This is a genomic window from Arthrobacter sp. PAMC25284 (assembly GCF_019443425.1).
Taxonomy (GTDB): Bacteria; Actinomycetota; Actinomycetes; order Actinomycetales; family Micrococcaceae; genus Arthrobacter; species Arthrobacter oryzae_A.
Window position 1 is genome coordinate 3084711 of record NZ_CP080382.1, and the last position, 15298, is coordinate 3100008.

At 67.4% G+C, this 15298-nt stretch carries 13 protein-coding genes and 1 pseudogene; 11 read left to right on the top strand and 3 right to left on the bottom strand.

Going from position 1 to position 15298, the window contains the following annotated elements; translation table 11 throughout:
- The first annotated feature begins 105 nt into the window (after positions 1 to 105).
- Genes KY499_RS14255 through KY499_RS14265 form a run of 3 tightly spaced genes read left to right on the top strand, consistent with a single transcriptional unit; the run spans position 106 to position 2926 of the window.
- Positions 106 to 1413 (top strand): hypothetical protein, encoded by a 1308-nt coding sequence (locus KY499_RS14255; RefSeq protein ID WP_219885679.1) that lies wholly within the window; start codon positions 106 to 108, stop codon positions 1411 to 1413.
- Between the two features lie 8 nt (positions 1414 to 1421).
- Entirely contained in the window at positions 1422 to 2249 is an 828-nt protein-coding gene (nth, locus tag KY499_RS14260; RefSeq protein WP_183164447.1) for an endonuclease III, read from the top strand.
- Positions 2246 to 2926, top strand: a complete 681-nt coding sequence (locus KY499_RS14265) for a CoA pyrophosphatase (protein WP_123254692.1) — start codon at positions 2246 to 2248, stop codon at positions 2924 to 2926. Before nth ends, KY499_RS14265 begins: the two co-directional genes overlap by 4 nt.
- A gap of 34 nt (positions 2927 to 2960) precedes the next feature.
- Here KY499_RS14265 and KY499_RS14270 read toward each other — a convergent pair whose 3' ends face one another.
- Both KY499_RS14270 and KY499_RS14275 read right to left on the bottom strand, forming a co-directional pair.
- Positions 2961 to 3215 (bottom strand): YegP family protein, encoded by a 255-nt coding sequence (locus KY499_RS14270; RefSeq protein WP_123254691.1) that lies wholly within the window; start codon positions 3213 to 3215, stop codon positions 2961 to 2963.
- A 140-nt stretch (positions 3216 to 3355) separates the two neighbouring features.
- Positions 3356 to 5137: a bifunctional 3'-5' exonuclease/DNA polymerase gene (locus KY499_RS14275; RefSeq protein WP_123254690.1), complete on the bottom strand. Its 1782-nt coding sequence runs from the start codon at positions 5135 to 5137 to the stop codon at positions 3356 to 3358.
- Positions 5138 to 5321: 184 nt separating this feature from the next.
- On the opposite strand from KY499_RS14275, the gene ssd reads away from it, so the two are divergent.
- From ssd to KY499_RS14315, 8 genes are all read left to right on the top strand, one after another.
- The gene (ssd, locus tag KY499_RS14280; RefSeq protein ID WP_219885680.1) at positions 5322 to 6431 is read left to right on the top strand and encodes a septum site-determining protein Ssd; all 1110 of its coding nucleotides are present in this window, start codon (positions 5322 to 5324) and stop codon (positions 6429 to 6431) included.
- Positions 6428 to 7774 (top strand): TadA family conjugal transfer-associated ATPase, encoded by a 1347-nt coding sequence (locus tag KY499_RS14285; protein ID WP_219885681.1) that lies wholly within the window; start codon positions 6428 to 6430, stop codon positions 7772 to 7774. Before ssd ends, KY499_RS14285 begins: the two co-directional genes overlap by 4 nt.
- Positions 7762 to 8595, top strand: coding sequence for a hypothetical protein (locus KY499_RS14290; RefSeq protein WP_123254687.1), 834 nt, complete (start codon positions 7762 to 7764; stop codon positions 8593 to 8595). Before KY499_RS14285 ends, KY499_RS14290 begins: the two co-directional genes overlap by 13 nt.
- A gap of 8 nt (positions 8596 to 8603) precedes the next feature.
- Positions 8604 to 9203, top strand: coding sequence for a type II secretion system F family protein (locus KY499_RS14295; protein WP_123254686.1), 600 nt, complete (start codon positions 8604 to 8606; stop codon positions 9201 to 9203).
- 208 nt (positions 9204 to 9411) lie between these two features.
- Complete coding sequence (locus tag KY499_RS14300) at positions 9412 to 11244, top strand: hypothetical protein (protein WP_183164446.1); 1833 nt, start codon at positions 9412 to 9414, stop codon at positions 11242 to 11244.
- A 290-nt stretch (positions 11245 to 11534) separates the two neighbouring features.
- Positions 11535 to 11816 carry a DUF4244 domain-containing protein gene (locus KY499_RS14305; RefSeq protein WP_123254685.1) on the top strand — a complete coding sequence of 94 codons (282 nt, stop codon included), beginning with the start codon at positions 11535 to 11537 and terminating at the stop codon, positions 11814 to 11816.
- A gap of 128 nt (positions 11817 to 11944) precedes the next feature.
- On the top strand, positions 11945 to 12307 hold the full coding sequence (locus KY499_RS14310) for a TadE family type IV pilus minor pilin (protein ID WP_258190797.1): 363 nt from the start codon (positions 11945 to 11947) through the stop codon (positions 12305 to 12307).
- Between the two features lie 77 nt (positions 12308 to 12384).
- Positions 12385 to 12804: an Rv3654c family TadE-like protein gene (locus KY499_RS14315; protein ID WP_258190798.1), complete on the top strand. Its 420-nt coding sequence runs from the start codon at positions 12385 to 12387 to the stop codon at positions 12802 to 12804.
- A gap of 25 nt (positions 12805 to 12829) precedes the next feature.
- Here KY499_RS14315 and KY499_RS14320 read toward each other — a convergent pair.
- Positions 12830 to 15236 (bottom strand): annotated as a pseudogene (locus KY499_RS14320) (DEAD/DEAH box helicase).
- Between the last annotated feature and the right edge of the window lie 62 nt (positions 15237 to 15298).

Sequence of the window (15298 nt, forward strand, 5' to 3'; positions counted from 1 at the left end):
AGTAAGTTGCCAGATCCGATGGAGGCGACAGGACCGCTCGCGGTCCTGCGTGTTCCTGCCATCAGGCGGCACCGTCCGCGGTGCGGCCACGCTAAGGAGAACAGAATGAACGAGCAGACAGACCGGCAGCTACACACCGATGACCGGCCGACTAAAGATCCGGCCGGCAACCGGCCGGACGGCTTCGGTGACGCGCCCCGTTTCACGGTGGATAAAGAGGCCGGCAAGAAAAACGAAGCCGTTCTGGGCCCTTTTACGGTCCGCGATCTCACAGTCTTCGGCTCGACATTCCTGCTCTTTGTCGCCTCGCTCATTCCCATGTTTGCCGGTGGCTACAACCTCTGGAATCTGGGGAGCCTGTTTTTCCTGGGGCTGGGGATTGTCCTGCCGCTGGTCGTGTCCACGTTGTTCACGGCACGCAGGGTTACACCCGAAACGAGGATCCGCTTCGGCTCGCTGTCGATGGACCAGTTCGCCTCCGTGGTGGCTTCTTTCTCGCTGGCCTTCTTCTTCCTGTCCGTCGCCGGGGCATTCGTGCCGAGCATGCTGGTGGGTCTCGTGGGCGCGCTTGGCCTTTTCGCCGCCACCGTTCTGGGGCGGTGGATCCCGTTCTTCGCGGGTGATTTTATGGGCCGCGCGGAGATTCCCGCCCACGTTGTTGCGCGGGAAACGGCGGTCCCGGTCCGCAAGCCCCGGGCCCCCAAACCGCCCAAGGAAGCCAAAGAATCCGGAACCGGCACAGTGGCGGGTTGGGCCCACCGCATTATGCCCGGCAGCCGCGGCGCTACGCCGCAGAAAGAAACGCCGGGTGCCCCCGGGAAGGACGCGGCGGCCCCTGCCACCAGGAATAATCCCGAAAAGCCGGCTGCCTCGTCGGCTCCGGCTCCGGCTGCCTCTGCTGCCGCCTCTGCTGCCGCGGCAGGAGCAGGCCAAACATCATCATCCGGCAGTCCCGAAACCCGGGTCTCCGGCGTTGTGCCGCCGGCATCGTCCGGTTCGTCGCGCCCGACGACGCAGTCTGCCGAAGCTTCCGGTACCGGGCCCAAGGAACCGTCCAAGTCACCCGAGCCGTCGGCCGCCGAGAAGACCCAGGTCGCCGGTGCCCCTGCCGCCGGCGGCAGCGCCCCCACCACCGTCAATCCACAGGTCCGCGCCGCCGGGCCGATCGGGGCCACCGTGGACCCCGCCAGCCGTCCCAGCGGGGATACGGACGGGCCGGCTCACGAGGCCTTCTGGTTCGCCGTCGCGCAGCCCCGCACCGCCGTCGACGAGCAGACCGGGGCTCCGGCGTTCGACATCGAACCCGGCGGCTGGGTGCTCGCGCTCGAAGACCGCGGCCAAGAATTCCTGGTCCAGAATACCGACGGCCGGCTCGGTGTATTGCGCGACCTCAGCAACATCGAACGCGGTTAGCCCTGCCGGTGGCAACCGAATCAGGCAGCGTCGGCAGCCGCCCCCCGGGAATATCAGGGGAGTCCGTACTGGCACTCAAACGACGCGCACGGCGGATCAACAGGGCTCTTGCGGAGCAGTACCCGTACGCTCACGCGGAGCTTGATTTCCGCAGTCCGTTTGAACTCGTGGTCGCCACGGTGCTTTCGGCCCAGACAACGGACGTGCTGGTCAACCAGATCACTCCGCTATTGTTTTCCCGCTACCCGGACGCCCGGAGCATGGCGGAGGCAGAGGCTGCCGAGCTGGAAGCGATCATCAAACCGACGGGGTTCTTTCGCGCAAAAACCAGAAATCTGTTGGCGTTGTGCAACCGGCTCGTGGATGAGTTCGACGGCGTGGTGCCCGGACGGCTGGAAGACCTTGTGACGCTGCCCGGCGTCGGACGGAAGACCGCGAACGTGGTGCTCGGGAACGCTTTCGGGATTCCGGGGATCACCGTTGACACCCACTTCGGCCGCCTCGCCCGGCGTTTCGGGTGGACGGTGTCGGAGGATCCGGTGCGGATCGAATCCGAGGTAGCGGAGCTGTTCGAGCCCAAGGACTGGACGATGCTCTCACACCGCGTCGTGTTCCACGGGCGGCGGGTCTGCCATGCCCGCAAGCCCGCCTGCGGTGCCTGCCCGGTAGCCAACTGGTGTCCAAGCTACGGCGCCGGGGAAACCGATCCGGCGAGGGCGGCGAAGCTGCTGAAGTACGAGCTCGCCCCGGGGCAGGAAGCGCTGCTCGCGCGGTTGCTGGCCGAAACGCACCGTGCGGCCGAAATTCGGATGGAATCGCAGAGGAAGCAGGAATGACAGCACGCCAGGAGCTGATTGATCTTGTCGGCAGGATTCAGGCGGGCACTGCGTCCGCCCCGGATCCGCGCTGGCGTGAACTCGTTGTTGAGCCCGGCGTACGCGTCCGCAAAGCCGCGGTGCTGATGCTTTTCGGTGCTCTGGACACCGTCCCGGCGTCTTCGGACAAGCTGCTGGCCCCGGCTGATCTTGACGTTCTGCTGCTGCAGCGCGCCGATACCCTTGACGATCACCCGGGCCAGGTGGCGTTCCCCGGTGGAGGAATTGACCCGGGCGAAGCCGTGGTTGACGCCGCCCTTCGCGAGGCGGAAGAGGAAACCGGGCTGGACCCTTCGGGCGTGGAGATCCTCGGAGTTATGCCCGAGCTGAACCTGCCACGCGGAAATTTCCTCGTCACGCCGGTCCTGGCCTGGTGGGCCGCCCAATCACCCGTCCGCGTGGTGGACTATGGCGAGTCGGCCCAAGTGTTCCGGGTCCCGGTCCGGGACCTGCTGGATCCGGATAACCGGGTCATGGCCACGGTGAGCCGCGCCGGCCAGTCCTTTGACAGTCCTGCCTTCACCGTGAACGGCGTGGTGGTCTGGGGTTTCACCGGGATGATCCTCAACCAGCTCTTTGAACAGCTGGGCTGGGCCGTTCCGTGGGACCGGACCCGGCGGTTTGGTATTAATATCTGAGATTGTTAGCTGAGCCCGTGCGGTTGCGGGCCCGTTAGGGGGCTTTCTGCAGTTCGACGGGACCAGCCGTTGCGGGTCTGGCACCGTCGGCGGCCGGCTCGGGTGCGACGTCGGATTGATCCACAATAAGACCCGCCGCAGCGTTCTCACGCACTGCTGTGATTCCCGCCGCCGCGCCTCTGATGGTGCTAAACAGCGGCGACACAGCCACCACCGCTCCATCCGCGGCCTTGAGCGTGAAGAAGTAGGACTCTTGTCCCGTTTCGTTGATTTCGAAAACGCCGGCCATATCCTGCGATCCCCCAATTACCTGCTTCAATGCACTCGCCGGCGGATCGAATCCGGCCGGGCCTGATGACAGGCTAGCCCGTCAGATCAGCGGCGGACAACCCTACTGCCGGGTAGGTTACTGCGCGTGAACGTGCCTGCCTATTTGGCGTGGTCGTACGAGTCCACGACCGCGACGCTGACAGGGAATTCCACCGGGATGCGGCCGAAAAGCAGCACCTTAGCTGCGTTCGCCGCTTCTTCGATGGCGCGGACGCAGTCCTCCACCGCATTCTCCGGGCAGTGGACCATCACCTCGTCGTGGAGGAAGAAGACAAGTTCGCCCGTAGGGGCACCCTCGGCGCGCCTGGCACGCAGCCGGCGCCGCAATTCGGCGAGCCAGCATGCCGCCCAATCGGCGGCTGAGCCCTGCACCACGAAGTTGCGGGTGAATCTGCCCCGCGATCGCGCGATCGCATCGGCGCGGCGCTGTTCGTCGGCTGTGGCAGATTGTTGGCTCCGGAGCCACCCGTCCGGCGTCGGCGGGCTGCTGCGGCCGAGCCGAGTGGTGACGGTCTTCCCGGTTTCCCCGTCACGGGCCGCCTGCTCCACGAACCCCACCGCACGGGGATAGGTACGTGTCAGCTGCGGCATCAGCCGCCCGGACTCGCCCGTCGTGGCACCGTAGATCGCACCGAGCAGCGCGATTTTCGCCTGGGCACGGTCGCCGCCGAAGCCCTGCGCTGCGATGCCGGCGTAGAGGTCCTGGTCCCGGGCGGCCTCCGCCATTTTCGAATCCCGGGCCAGCGCAACCAGCACCCGCGGCTCCAGCTGCGACGCATCCGCCACGATCAGCTTGTATCCCGGATCGGCATGAACGGCGCCCCGGATCTGGCGTGGAATCTGCAATGCCCCGCCGCCCCGGGATGCCCATCGGCCGGAGACAACGCCGCCCACCACATACTCCGGTTGGAACCGGCCGTCATTGACCCAGGCGTCCAGCCAGGCCCAGCCGTTGGCGGCATGCAGACGGGCAAGCTTTTTGTAGGCGAGCAGCGGTTCGATCGCCGGGTGGGAGGATTCCTGCAACTCCCACTGCCGGGTGGACTTCACCTCAATGCCGTTCCGGTGCAGCGCACGCATCAGCTCCTGTGGGGAATCCGGATTCAGGGCCGGGGATTTCAGCAGTTGCCGAAGGGTTGAAGTGAGCTCTTCGAGTCTCGCCGGCCGGTGGCCGAAGGCCGGACGCGGGCCCAGGTAACCGGCGAGGATTTGTTCGTGGAGGTCCTCCCGCCACGGGACGCCGGTATGCTGCATTTCGGCGGCGATCATGGCTCCGGCGGATTCCGCGGCCAGCAGCAGTTGAAGCCGCTGCCTCCGGTCCGGGTCGTTCTCTCGGGCGGCAGTTCCGCTTTCGGGGGGCCCTGCAAGCACCCCGCCCGTGCTCCCGGCCGGGGTGCTGGCAGGGCCCCCGGCTTCGCGGAGTGCTTCCTGCTGGGCCGCGTATTCGGCCCGGAGAGCTTCTTGGGTGGCGCCGTCCGCCGGGCCCGCGGCCGGGGTTTCAAAGAGCGCGTCCTGATCGGCCGGTGGGGGCGCCGGCTGGAGCGACCGCGGCGGCGGCAACGCCTCGGCCTGGCCCCGACGCTCCGCGTTCCGGGCGTACTCGGTGTGCACGGTGAACTCCGAGTGGGCCAGGATGGCCCCGCACAACGTCAGGTCGTAGCAGCGCTCCAGCTCCACCCCTGCCCGCAGCAGCGCCGGGTACCAGTCCTGGGTCCGGTGCCAGATCCACCGCGGGCGCCGTCCTTCCAGCTGGCGGACGACGCCGGGAAGATCCGCCCTGCTGACCAGCCACGGTTCCGAAGCGCCCGGACTGGGTGCGCCCTCCGCCGTGAGTTCCTGGAGGGCTGCGCCGTCGGCGTGGGCGGAGAGCAGCAGGTACATAGCCTCAATTCTGCCCTGCGCCGGGCAGGGACGGCGCCGTCGGCGCAGGGGGCCGGGCCGCACCTGCGCCGTGGCCGTGCGTCCGGGACTGGTTGCCCGTCCCGGACGCGCACGCGGCCGGTGGTTGTCCACATAGTGCGGTGCCTTGGTTACCGTGTCGTGCCTGGCCGGGCAAAGTTGCCGTATGAGCAGGCACCCGTCCCGCAGTTCCAAGCCACGTCACCCCGGTGGCACCGCACCGTGGGTTCCGGCCGAGGCGCGGGAGACGCTGCTGGTGACCGGGCTTGACGTACTTCGCGGCGAGGTCGAGCGTATCGTCGCCGCGGCCGGTGGCACGTTGCGGACTGTACCGGATGTCCGGGAGGCGGCCCGGTTCTGGGATATGGCGTCGACAGTCCTGGTTGGCAGTGACATCCGGGAACTGCCGCCCCGGAGGCGGGCGCCGGCGGTCCTCGTCGGCATGGACAGTGATGGAGACGCACTGTGGCATCTTGCGGCCACCATCGGGGCCGAACGGGTCGCCGTGCTGCCCGAGGCATCGGCCTGGCTGGCCGAGTACTTGAGCCGGTCCGGCGCGCCCGAAGCCGGTGGTCTCATCCTCGGTATTGCGGGCGGCTGCGGCGGGGCCGGGGCGACCACTGCGGCCATCTGGGTTGCCCAGGCCGCCGCGCGGCTTGGCGCCAGGACCCTCCTGGTCGACGGAGACCCCTGGGGCGGTGGTCTCGAGCTGGCGATTGCCGCCGAAGACGCCCCCGGGCTTCGCTGGCCCGACCTCGCAGGCGTGAGTGGAAGCCTCGATCCTGATCAGCTCTCCCAGGCACTGCCGACGGCGGATGGGTTCTCGTTCCTGTCCTGGCCGGGCGGCCGGGACGTGTCAACCGAAGTGGACGCAGCCACGGTGGCCGGAGTTCTTGACGCCGCCCGGCGTGGCTATGAACTCGTCGTGGTGGATATCGGCAGGGGACGCGACGCACTTCGGGCCTTCGCCTGGGAGTGCGACCGGATCATGGTGGTGGCGCCCGCGCAGTTGCGGGCGGCCGTAGCAGCTGCCCGGATGCTCCGGGAACTCCCGCCGGTTGAAACAGCACTCGTGGTCCGCGGAACGCCCAGCGCCGCGCTTGATGCGCCCCTGATTGCGGATGCCATCGGCCTTCCGCTCTGCGGACTCCTGCCTCATATCAAAGGCATTGCGGTGGCCATGGAAAACGGGCGGCTCCTGGCGGCAGGCCGCCAGCGCCGCGTCCAGCGGTTCGCCGCAAGAGTTCTGAACCTTGCCGCCGGCGAGGCGTCATGAGCGCGCATGCAGCCCCGGGCCCGCACGTCCCTGACCGGAGCTCTCTGCCTTACCAGCGTGGCCGGCCGGTCGCTTTCCTCGATCAGGGGCTGCTGGAGTCAGTGCGTGAGTCGGTGATGGCCGAGGCCGGTCCGGTAACGCCTGCCCGGGTCGCAGCAGCCGTGCAGGCGAGCGGGCGTCTGCTGGGAACGGCGGGTGCCCTGGCCGCCGTCGAAAGTATCAGCGCCGAACTGAACGGTCTCGGCCCGCTGCAGAAGCTCGCCCGCGATCCGGCCGTCACGGACATCTTCGTTAACGGCCCGGACTCGGTCTGGTTGGACCGGGGCGACGGACTGGAACGGGCGCCGGTCGTCTTCTCCGGTGAGCAACAGGTCCGGTCCCTCGCCGCCCGGCTGGTGGCGGCCGGCGGCCGGAGGCTGGATGACGGATGCCCCTGCGTTGATGTCAAGCTCGACGGCGGTTACCGGGTGCACGCTGTCCTGCCGCCGATCTCCACGGCAGGGACACTCCTCAGCGTGAGAATCCGGCGGTCAACCGTGTTCTCCATGGACGAGCTGCGGCGGGACGGGATGTTCGACGCGTTCCTCCAAACGGTGCTGGAACGCATGGTGCAGCGGTGGCTGAGCTTCCTGATCAGCGGTTCCACCGGATCCGGCAAGACGACGCTCCTTGCGACGATGCTGGGACTGTGCGACCCGGGCGAGCGGCTGGTCCTGATCGAGGATGCGGCGGAGCTGAACCCGGTCCACCCCCATGTCGTTTCGCTGCAATCCCGGCACGGAAATTTGGAGGGCGGCGGCGTCGTAGACCTCGGCGAACTGGTCCGCCAGGCCATGAGGATGCGGCCGGACCGGCTTGTTGTCGGCGAGTGCCGGGGCGCGGAGGTCCGGGAATTGCTGACGGCCATGAACACGGGCCATACAGGAGCCGGAGGAACGATCCATGCCAACTCCGCGGCGGCAATTCCGGCGCGCCTGATGGCGCTTGGAGCTTTGGCGGGGATGGGCGAGGATGCTGTTCGACTCCAAGCAGCCAGCGCCCTCGACGTCGTTGTCCACGTCGCCCGCACCGCAGCAGGGCGGCGGGTTGCCGGCATCGGAGTTGTGGAGGCCAACGAAACCGGTCTGGCGGTCGTCGCAGCTGTGGACGCAGCCGCCGGCCACGTCCGCTTTGGCCCTGCGTGGCCCCGTCTGTCGGCCGCCGTCGGCCTCGATCCCGCCCCGGGATACGCCGCGCCCGTCGATACGGGAACTTCCCAGCCCGCCGCGTCGATGCCGCCGCTCGCTGAATCACCCTCAACGCCGGAGCCAGCCCCGCCGAGGAGCCCGCAGTGGCAGCCGTAGTGATCTGCGTGCTGGCACTTGCGGCCTGGCTGTTCGTGTGGACGGCCGGGGCATCGAACCGCCGCCTCTGCAGGGCGCTGGCAGACCAGGACCGCCGAAGCTATCCGAATCCGGGGAGCCGGCCGGTGGGCAGGGGAGGCCTGACGGCCATAAGACGTGACCGTTCACGCCGTGAGGTCATCCCGATGTCCGTGCTCGTCCAGCAATTGGCTGCATTGTTGAAGGGAGGCCGCGCCCCTGCCCGGTTGTGGGACGAACTCTGGGTGCTCTATGCGGACGGCGCCGGGCAGGTACCTCCGCCAGCCGGAGCCAAGCCGTCGTCCGGGTTGCTCGGCGCTGACTCACTTGCGTTTCTGACCGCGGCCCGCGCCGCAGCCCTTCGCGGATCATCGGTGGCCGAAGCGATCCGCACGTGTGTCCCGGCCGGGACAGGCATGACCGGGCAGGCGGGTCGTGCCGACCCATCGCGCCGCAATGGCAGGGCATGGGGTGAGCTCGCGGCGTGCTTCGACGTCGCCGAAGTCAGCGGCTGCCCGCTCGCGGACGTCTTGACGCGGTTCGCCGCTCAACTCGAAGCTGAGAACGACGCGGAAGCGGCGCGTCAGACCGCCTTGGCCGGGCCGAAGGCGACGGTCCGCCTCCTGACGTGGTTGCCGGTGATCGGGCTTGGGCTCGGAACTCTGCTGGGCGTTGATCCGGTTAAGTCCATGTTGGGGACGCCCCCCGGTGTGGCCGCGCTCGCGGCGGGTCTCGCACTCGCCACGGCGGGGCGAATCTGGTCCTCGCGGCTGGTCAGGGCAGCGGCCGCGGCGCCGCCGTGAGCGCGGAAATGGCTGGAGCGACCGTGGCAGCGGTTCTGGCCCTCGCCGCTTTTCTGGTCTTCGCGGATCAAGCCGGTATCCGCTCGACGCTGAAGCGTCGTGTGCTGCCCTGGCCGGACGGGGCGCGCCGTCGAGATGAGACGGGTCGGAGGCCTCCCACCGTGCCAGCCGGCCCCGGCGGTCTGGGGGATATCGCCATGATCCTTGAACTCATCGGGGCCATGCTGGACGCCGGAGCCGGGCTCGGGCGGGCCCTGGAACTGATCGTCACACTGGCCGCCCCCGAGCTGGGGCGCCCGCTTCGACCCGTGGTCTCCGCGCTCGCAATCGGCGCGGACTGGGACACAGCGTGGCGCAGTTCCGGGGTCAGGTCGACTCAACTCCTTGCCCTCCGGGATGCCCTGAGCTTCGCCGCACGTACGGGCGCGCCGTCCTCAGCCCTCCTGTACGCGCAGGCAGCCCGTCTCCGACGCGAACAATTCCGGGCTGCCGAGAAGCGGGCGGCGGCGCTGGGCGTGAAGCTGGTGATCCCCCTGGGTCTGTGTTCCCTGCCGGCCTTCGTATGTCTGGGTGTCGTGCCGGTACTACTGGCGATGCTGCCGGCTTAATCTGCCGGGGATCGGGGCGGTGACGACGCCGGCAGGACGGCTTTCCAAGGTTTACTCAAGTTACCCGGAGGTACTTTGGAACCGGCACCATCGGAGTTCGAACGGTCTCAGGGTCGGGCCTCACAGAGCGCTCTTCAGCGTGCCGGGGATCCGGGAACTTCCGGGTCTTACAACCAAGTGAGTTGATCCCAGGCAGGGGGGCAGATGAATGATTCGACTGCAACGGGCGGCTGCATTCGCGGCGCTGAACATCTTAGTGGTGGCGGGGCTGACCGTCGGCGCCGGACCGGCTGCGGCCGCCGTGAGCTGTCAGGCATCGACGCCGGCACCATCGAACAACTATCCGGGGACGACGGTGGTCGCAACAAGCTTTGAAACAGGCAGCATCACCGAAGCCGGCTTCAACGCCCCCACGACAAAGGGAACCGGCAAGGCGGGGATTTCTGACGTAAAGGCACATTCCGGAAAATGCGCGGCGAGAATCCAAGTGACAACGGCCGCGGGGTCGGTGGCAAATTTCCAGGCCCCGCTACCCTCCGGCACCAACGACGTCTACGCGGACGGCTGGTTCAACGTCGCAAAGAAGGGAGCGACCGACAACAACGTTCCGATGTTCCGGTTCTTCAACGGCAACACGCGTGTGCTCGATGTTTTTCGTTCCAACAGCAACGGCGAACTGTGGCTGCGCATAACAGCGCCGGACGGCACGTATTCCTACGAGCGCCTGAACCCCCCGGTTGAACTCGGCACCTGGCATCACCTTGTTGTTCACGTCGTTCCCAATGGCAGCAAGACCACCGTCGAGATCTGGTTTGACGACAAGTCGGTGTTTTCGAGCAAGAACGTGAACGTAAAGTACAGCGACTTGACGGCGGTTCAGTTGGGTGCAGAACATCCCCGGCAGGCCGGCGAGAGCTACATCGATGACGTCATCATCAAGGCCGGCGCGCCCCGGGAGTCCGGCACCTTTACGCCCATCGACCCCGTCCGTATCCTCGATACCCGCGGCTCATCTGCTGTCGGGGCCAAATCCGCCGTGACCTTCACAGCCGAAGGCGTCAGCGGAATCCCGTCCAAGGTCTCGGCCGTTGTGTTCAACCTGACCGTCACTCAGCCAACGAAGCCCGGATTCGTCACCGCTTACCCCAACGGCACCACACGGCCCAACGCGTCAAACCTGAACTTTGGGCCAGGACAGACCGTTCCGAACCTGGTCACAGTACCCGTTGGCTCCGACGGAAAGGTCGCACTGTACAACGAGTCCACGGGAACATCGCACCTTATTGCCGATGTCACCGGCTATTACACCGATGGCAAAGCCAGCGTGCCCGGTTCCTTCCAGACGGTGGACCCATCGCGGATCCTCGATACCAGGCCCTCGGCTGTCGCAAAGGACTCCTCGGTGAGCTTCCAGGTGGGCGGCGTCAAAGGCATCCCGTCCAAGGTCGCCGCGGTCGTCTTCAACCTGACCGTGACTGAGGCAACGTCGAACGGCTTTGCCACGGCCTACGCCTCGGGAGGCAACAAGCCCAACGCCTCCAACTTGAACTTCGCCGCCGGGCAGACGGTGCCGAACCTGGTCACGGTTCCCGTTGGTTCCGACGGAAAAGTCACCATCTTCAACAGTTCGGGCGGATCGGCCCAGTTTGTTGCCGATATCGCTGGCTACTACCTCCCCGGCACACCGAAAGCCTCGGGGACCTTCAAGGCCGTTGGGCCGGACCGGATCCTCGATACCCGGAAGTCCAGCGCAGTGGGAGCTGGTTCGACGGTTTCGTTCTCGGTTCCGGGCGGCAATGGCACACCGCTGGCCGCTGTTTTCAACCTGACAGTGACCGAGGCCACGTCCAACGGGTTCGCGACCGCCTACGCTTCAGGTGCATCGAAGCCCGAATCGTCCAACCTGAACTTCGCGAAAGGTCAGACCATACCGAACCTGGTCGCAGTGCGGGTCGGTAGCGATGGAAAAGTCACGGTGCTCAACGCGTCCTCTGGCAAGTCGCAGTTCATCGCCGACCTCGCGGGGTACTTCCTCCGCTAGGCAAGGGCACGCCAGCAGAACGACAAAGTCCCCGGGCCGGCAATCACCAACGTGGTTGACGGCCCGGGGACTTTTCTGTGGACGCCGTGCGAACCCTGCATCCGTGACGTCGGTGGGACAGGGCCTGTCCCGGGCATCTTGCAGATGTGTTTGCCTCCTGAGCTGTCCTCCACAGCCCCGGTACAGGGGTGTTATCCACTTGGGCCGCCGCCGGTCTTTTGCGGTCGGGTCGGAGCAGGAAGAGTCGAAGGAGCCGGTGATTCCGCCGGAGACCAGTGGAAGGAAAAGCCATGTCGACCCATCAAGACATTCCCGTCGTGAAGTGCCCAGGCCGGGAGGAAGGCACTGCGGAGGTGCACGACCTCTGTGCGGGCGCCGGTCCGACCGGCCGGTGGGCGCACGTCGGCAGCAGACGCACGGGGGCATCGGAAGCGGGCATGGCGACTGCCGAGTACGCGATCGCCACCCTGGCTGCTGTTGGTTTTGCCGGTGTCCTGGTGTTCATCATGCGAAGTGACGAAGTCCGGGGCTTCCTGCTCAACCTCATCCGTGCGGCCCTCGCACTGCCATGAGCGCGGTCCGGCCGCTACGGCAACGGGGCCTCCAACCGGTATCGGCCCCGCCGGACACGGACGGCCAATCGGGCCGGAGGTGTGCACACGGCTGCTCGTCCCGGGGCACCGTAACGGCCGAGTTCGCGGTGACGCTGCCGGCAGTCGTCCTGTTGCTCACTTTCCTGTTGGCCGGCTCCGCCGCGGGAGTGACACAGCTCCGTTTGGAGGAAGCCGCAAGGGGCGGCGCCCGGGTTCTGGCCCGGGGCGGAAGCGCCGTGGAGGTCACCGGGGCCGTTCGGCGGCTTGCTGGCGGGTCTGCGGTGACAGCCGTGGCCGCCGACGGCGGATGGCTCAGTGTGACGGTTTCGGACCGGGTCCCCGGCGCCGTCGGCAAACTGATTCCGTGGACCCTCAGCGCCCGTTCATGGACCCGAAACGAGGCCTCGGGCGAGGCCGGCGCGCCGGTCCGGGACGGGATCGTGGGGCTGTCTCCGTGGTTTGGCGCATGATCTGGCCGCAGCGTGCCGGGGCGCAGTATGGGCCCGGGCCCAGGGCCCGGCCCGGGATTGGTTCGGACCCTGGGCGCGTGCTGGACATCGCGCACAGCTGCCAGAGACGGCATCGGGAGTGCGGTGCCGGGACAGTCCTGGGGCTGGGGATTGGGATCGTCGTGATCATGGCCACGATGTCGCTCCTGCTGCTGTCACAGGCGGCGGTTGCCGCGTCCCGGGCCGCTGCGGCCGCCGACCTAGCGGCGCTCGCAGCGGCGGATGCTGCCCGGGGAATCACTGCCGGCGAGCCGTGCGCCGTCGCGAGGGACGTGGCGGCCAGGAACAACGCAAGGCTCACCAGCTGTCTCAAGGGTGCGGGGGAGACGGTCCAAGTCGGGACTGAGGTGACGACTGTTCCCCTGCTTGGTCCGGCCCGCGGTCTTGCCCGGGCCGGACCGCCGCCGGCACTGGACGGGGGTCCGGCGCCGGCACGGGACGGGGGTCCGGCGCCGTGAGCGGGGTCCCGCCAGGACAGCCGGCCTAACCGGTTACGGCTGGGCCTCCGGTGGCCGACAGCTCGGCCGGCTGGCCGGTCTCCATCCAATCGGTGGCGTCCTTGAGCAGGACATCGATCAGCGTGACGGCGGCGTCCTTGTCCAGGGGGTTGTTCTTGTTTCCGCATTTGGGCGACTGTACGCAGGATGGGCAGCCTGACTCGCATTCGCAGGCCTTGATGGCATCCCGGGTGGCGGAGAGCCAGACCCTGGCCTTGTCGTAGCCGCGTTCGGCGAAGCCGGCCCCGCCAGGATGGCCGTCATAGACGAAGATCGTCGGGACTCCGGTGTCGGCATGGATAGCCGTTGACACCCCGCCGATATCCCACCGGTCGCTGGACGCCACGAGGGGCAGCAACCCGATGGCGGCGTGCTCGGCGGCGTGCAGGGCGCCGGGAAACTGCGCTTCAATCAGCCCGGCACCGGTCAGCGAACGGTTCTCGACGACAAACCAGACGGCCTTGGTAAACAGGTCCCGGGCGCCGAGCTGCAGCGGTTCTTCGCCCAGGATCTCGTTGGAAATAAGCGCCTTCCGCTGGAAGGAGACCACCTGCGTTGTCACTTTTACGTCGCCAAAGTGCACGGCGATATCACCCCACCGCGTAGTGCGCTGTGTTTCAAGGACCTCGATCTGGGTGACGTCCCGGGCCGTGGTGTAGTAGTCCGGATTCGCCCGGCGGACCACAACACAGTGATCGTCCTCATTCAAATCCTCGACCACATAGCTCTCACCCTGATGGACGTAGATCGCGCCGGTGTGCGCCTGGTAATGCGTCTGCGGCGAATCCATCGTCCCAAGCAGCGAACCGGTGTCGGCATCCACGATGCTGACCGGGGCCGCCGCCGTCGGCTCTCAGATTGACCATCCCCGCGGCGCTTTGCGGGTGGGTCCAGAACCATCCGGCGGGCCGCTTGCGGAGGTAGCCCTGTACTACCAGCCGGTCCAGGAGCTTCTCCGCCGTGCCGCCGAAGAGGTCCAGTTCGGCATACCCGAGCGGCAGCTCGGCCGCTGCGGCACACAGATGCGGGCCGAGGACATAGGGGTTGGCCGGATCGAAGACCGTAGCCTCCACCGACACATCGAAAATCGCCTCGGGGTGGTTCACGAGGTAGGTGTCGAGCGGGTCATCGCTCGCGACGAACGCGGCAATGGCGTCCTGGCCGGCCCGGCCGGCCCGCCCGATCTGCTGGAATAACGACGCGCGTGTACCCGGCCAGCCCGCGACCAGCACGGCGTCGAGTCCGGAAATATCGATGCCGAGCTCCAGGGCCGACGTGCTGGACACCCCGAGCAGTTCGCCGGACCGCAGCGCCTTCTCCAGGGCCCGGCGCTCCTCCGGGAGATAACCCGAGCGGTAGGCAGCAACGCGCTGCGGCAGGCTCGGGTCCACCTCGTCGAGTAGGCGTTTGGTGATCGACGCGATGGTTTCCGCCCCCCGCCGCGATTTGATGAAGGCGATGGTCCGCACCCTGGAGGACACCAGGTTGGCGAGCAGATCCGAGGTTTCGGCCACGGCCGTCCGGCGTTCCTTGGCGCCGTTTTCGCCCCGGATGTCGGTCAGAGCCGGCTCCCAGAAAGCCACCGTGGTGGAACCGTGCGGCGAGGAGTCCTCACTCACGGCGCGCACGGGCGCCCCAATGAGCCGGCCGAACGAGGTTCCAGGCTCGGAAGCGGTGGCGGACGCGGCGATGAACACCGGGCCCGGGTGTGAGCTGCCCGGGCTGTAGTGGGCACAGATGCGACGTAACCGGCGCATGAGATTGGCGACGTGGGATCCGAACACTCCACGGTAGCTGTGCGCCTCGTCCACAATCACGTACCTCAGCCGACGGAAGAACCGGGCCCACCACGCGTGGTTAGGGAGGATCCCGAAGTGCAACATGTCCGGGTTGGCCAGAATGAAGTTGGCGTGGTCGCGGATCCAGCGCCGGGAGGCGGGATCCGTATCGCCGTCGTAAGTTTCTGCCCTGACGGTCGGAAGCTTGAGCGCACGGATTGCTGACAGCTGGTCAGCGGCCAGGGCCTTGGTGGGGGACAGGTACAGAGTCACTGCGCCGTCGTCGTGGATCTTGCCGGGGTTGGCCAGGACCGCGAGCTCGGACCGGTGGATCGCGTCCAGGGCCGGGAGTTGGTAGGCCAGTGATTTTCCCGAGGCCGTGCCGGTGGCGATTACCACATGTTCACCGGCGTGGGCCAGCTCGGCCGCCTGGATCTGGTGGCGGTAGGGCTCGTGGATCCCGAGAGACCCGTACGCCGACACCAGATCGGCGTGGGCCCAGTCCGGCCACGGCGCGTGGATGGCCTGGCGGGCGGGAATGGTGCGCACATGACGCAGCTGTTCCGGGTCCGGGCCGCGGCCCAGCAACGGAATCAGGGATTCATGTGGGTTCACCTGTCCATTGTTTCATCCGGCCTCAAATCAGAGCCGCGGCGGCAGGCTGAACAGGCACGGCA

Excerpts from the sequence above, each read along its gene's own strand:
- KY499_RS14255 (WP_219885679.1), top strand. The coding sequence starts at position 106 with ATGAACGAGCAGACAGACCGGCAGCTACACACCGATGACCGGCCGACT.
- KY499_RS14275 (WP_123254690.1), bottom strand. The coding sequence starts at position 5,137 with ATGTACCTGCTGCTCTCCGCCCACGCCGACGGCGCAGCCCTCCAGGAA.
- KY499_RS14270 (WP_123254691.1), bottom strand. The coding sequence starts at position 3,215 with ATGGCCGGCGTTTTCGAAATCAACGAAACGGGACAAGAGTCCTACTTC.
- KY499_RS14285 (WP_219885681.1), top strand. The coding sequence starts at position 6,428 with ATGAGCGCGCATGCAGCCCCGGGCCCGCACGTCCCTGACCGGAGCTCT.
- KY499_RS14265 (WP_123254692.1), top strand. The coding sequence starts at position 2,246 with ATGACAGCACGCCAGGAGCTGATTGATCTTGTCGGCAGGATTCAGGCG.
- KY499_RS14295 (WP_123254686.1), top strand. The coding sequence starts at position 8,604 with ATGGCTGGAGCGACCGTGGCAGCGGTTCTGGCCCTCGCCGCTTTTCTG.
- KY499_RS14305 (WP_123254685.1), top strand. The coding sequence starts at position 11,535 with ATGTCGACCCATCAAGACATTCCCGTCGTGAAGTGCCCAGGCCGGGAG.
- ssd (WP_219885680.1), top strand. The coding sequence starts at position 5,322 with ATGAGCAGGCACCCGTCCCGCAGTTCCAAGCCACGTCACCCCGGTGGC.
- KY499_RS14300 (WP_183164446.1), top strand. The coding sequence starts at position 9,412 with ATGATTCGACTGCAACGGGCGGCTGCATTCGCGGCGCTGAACATCTTA.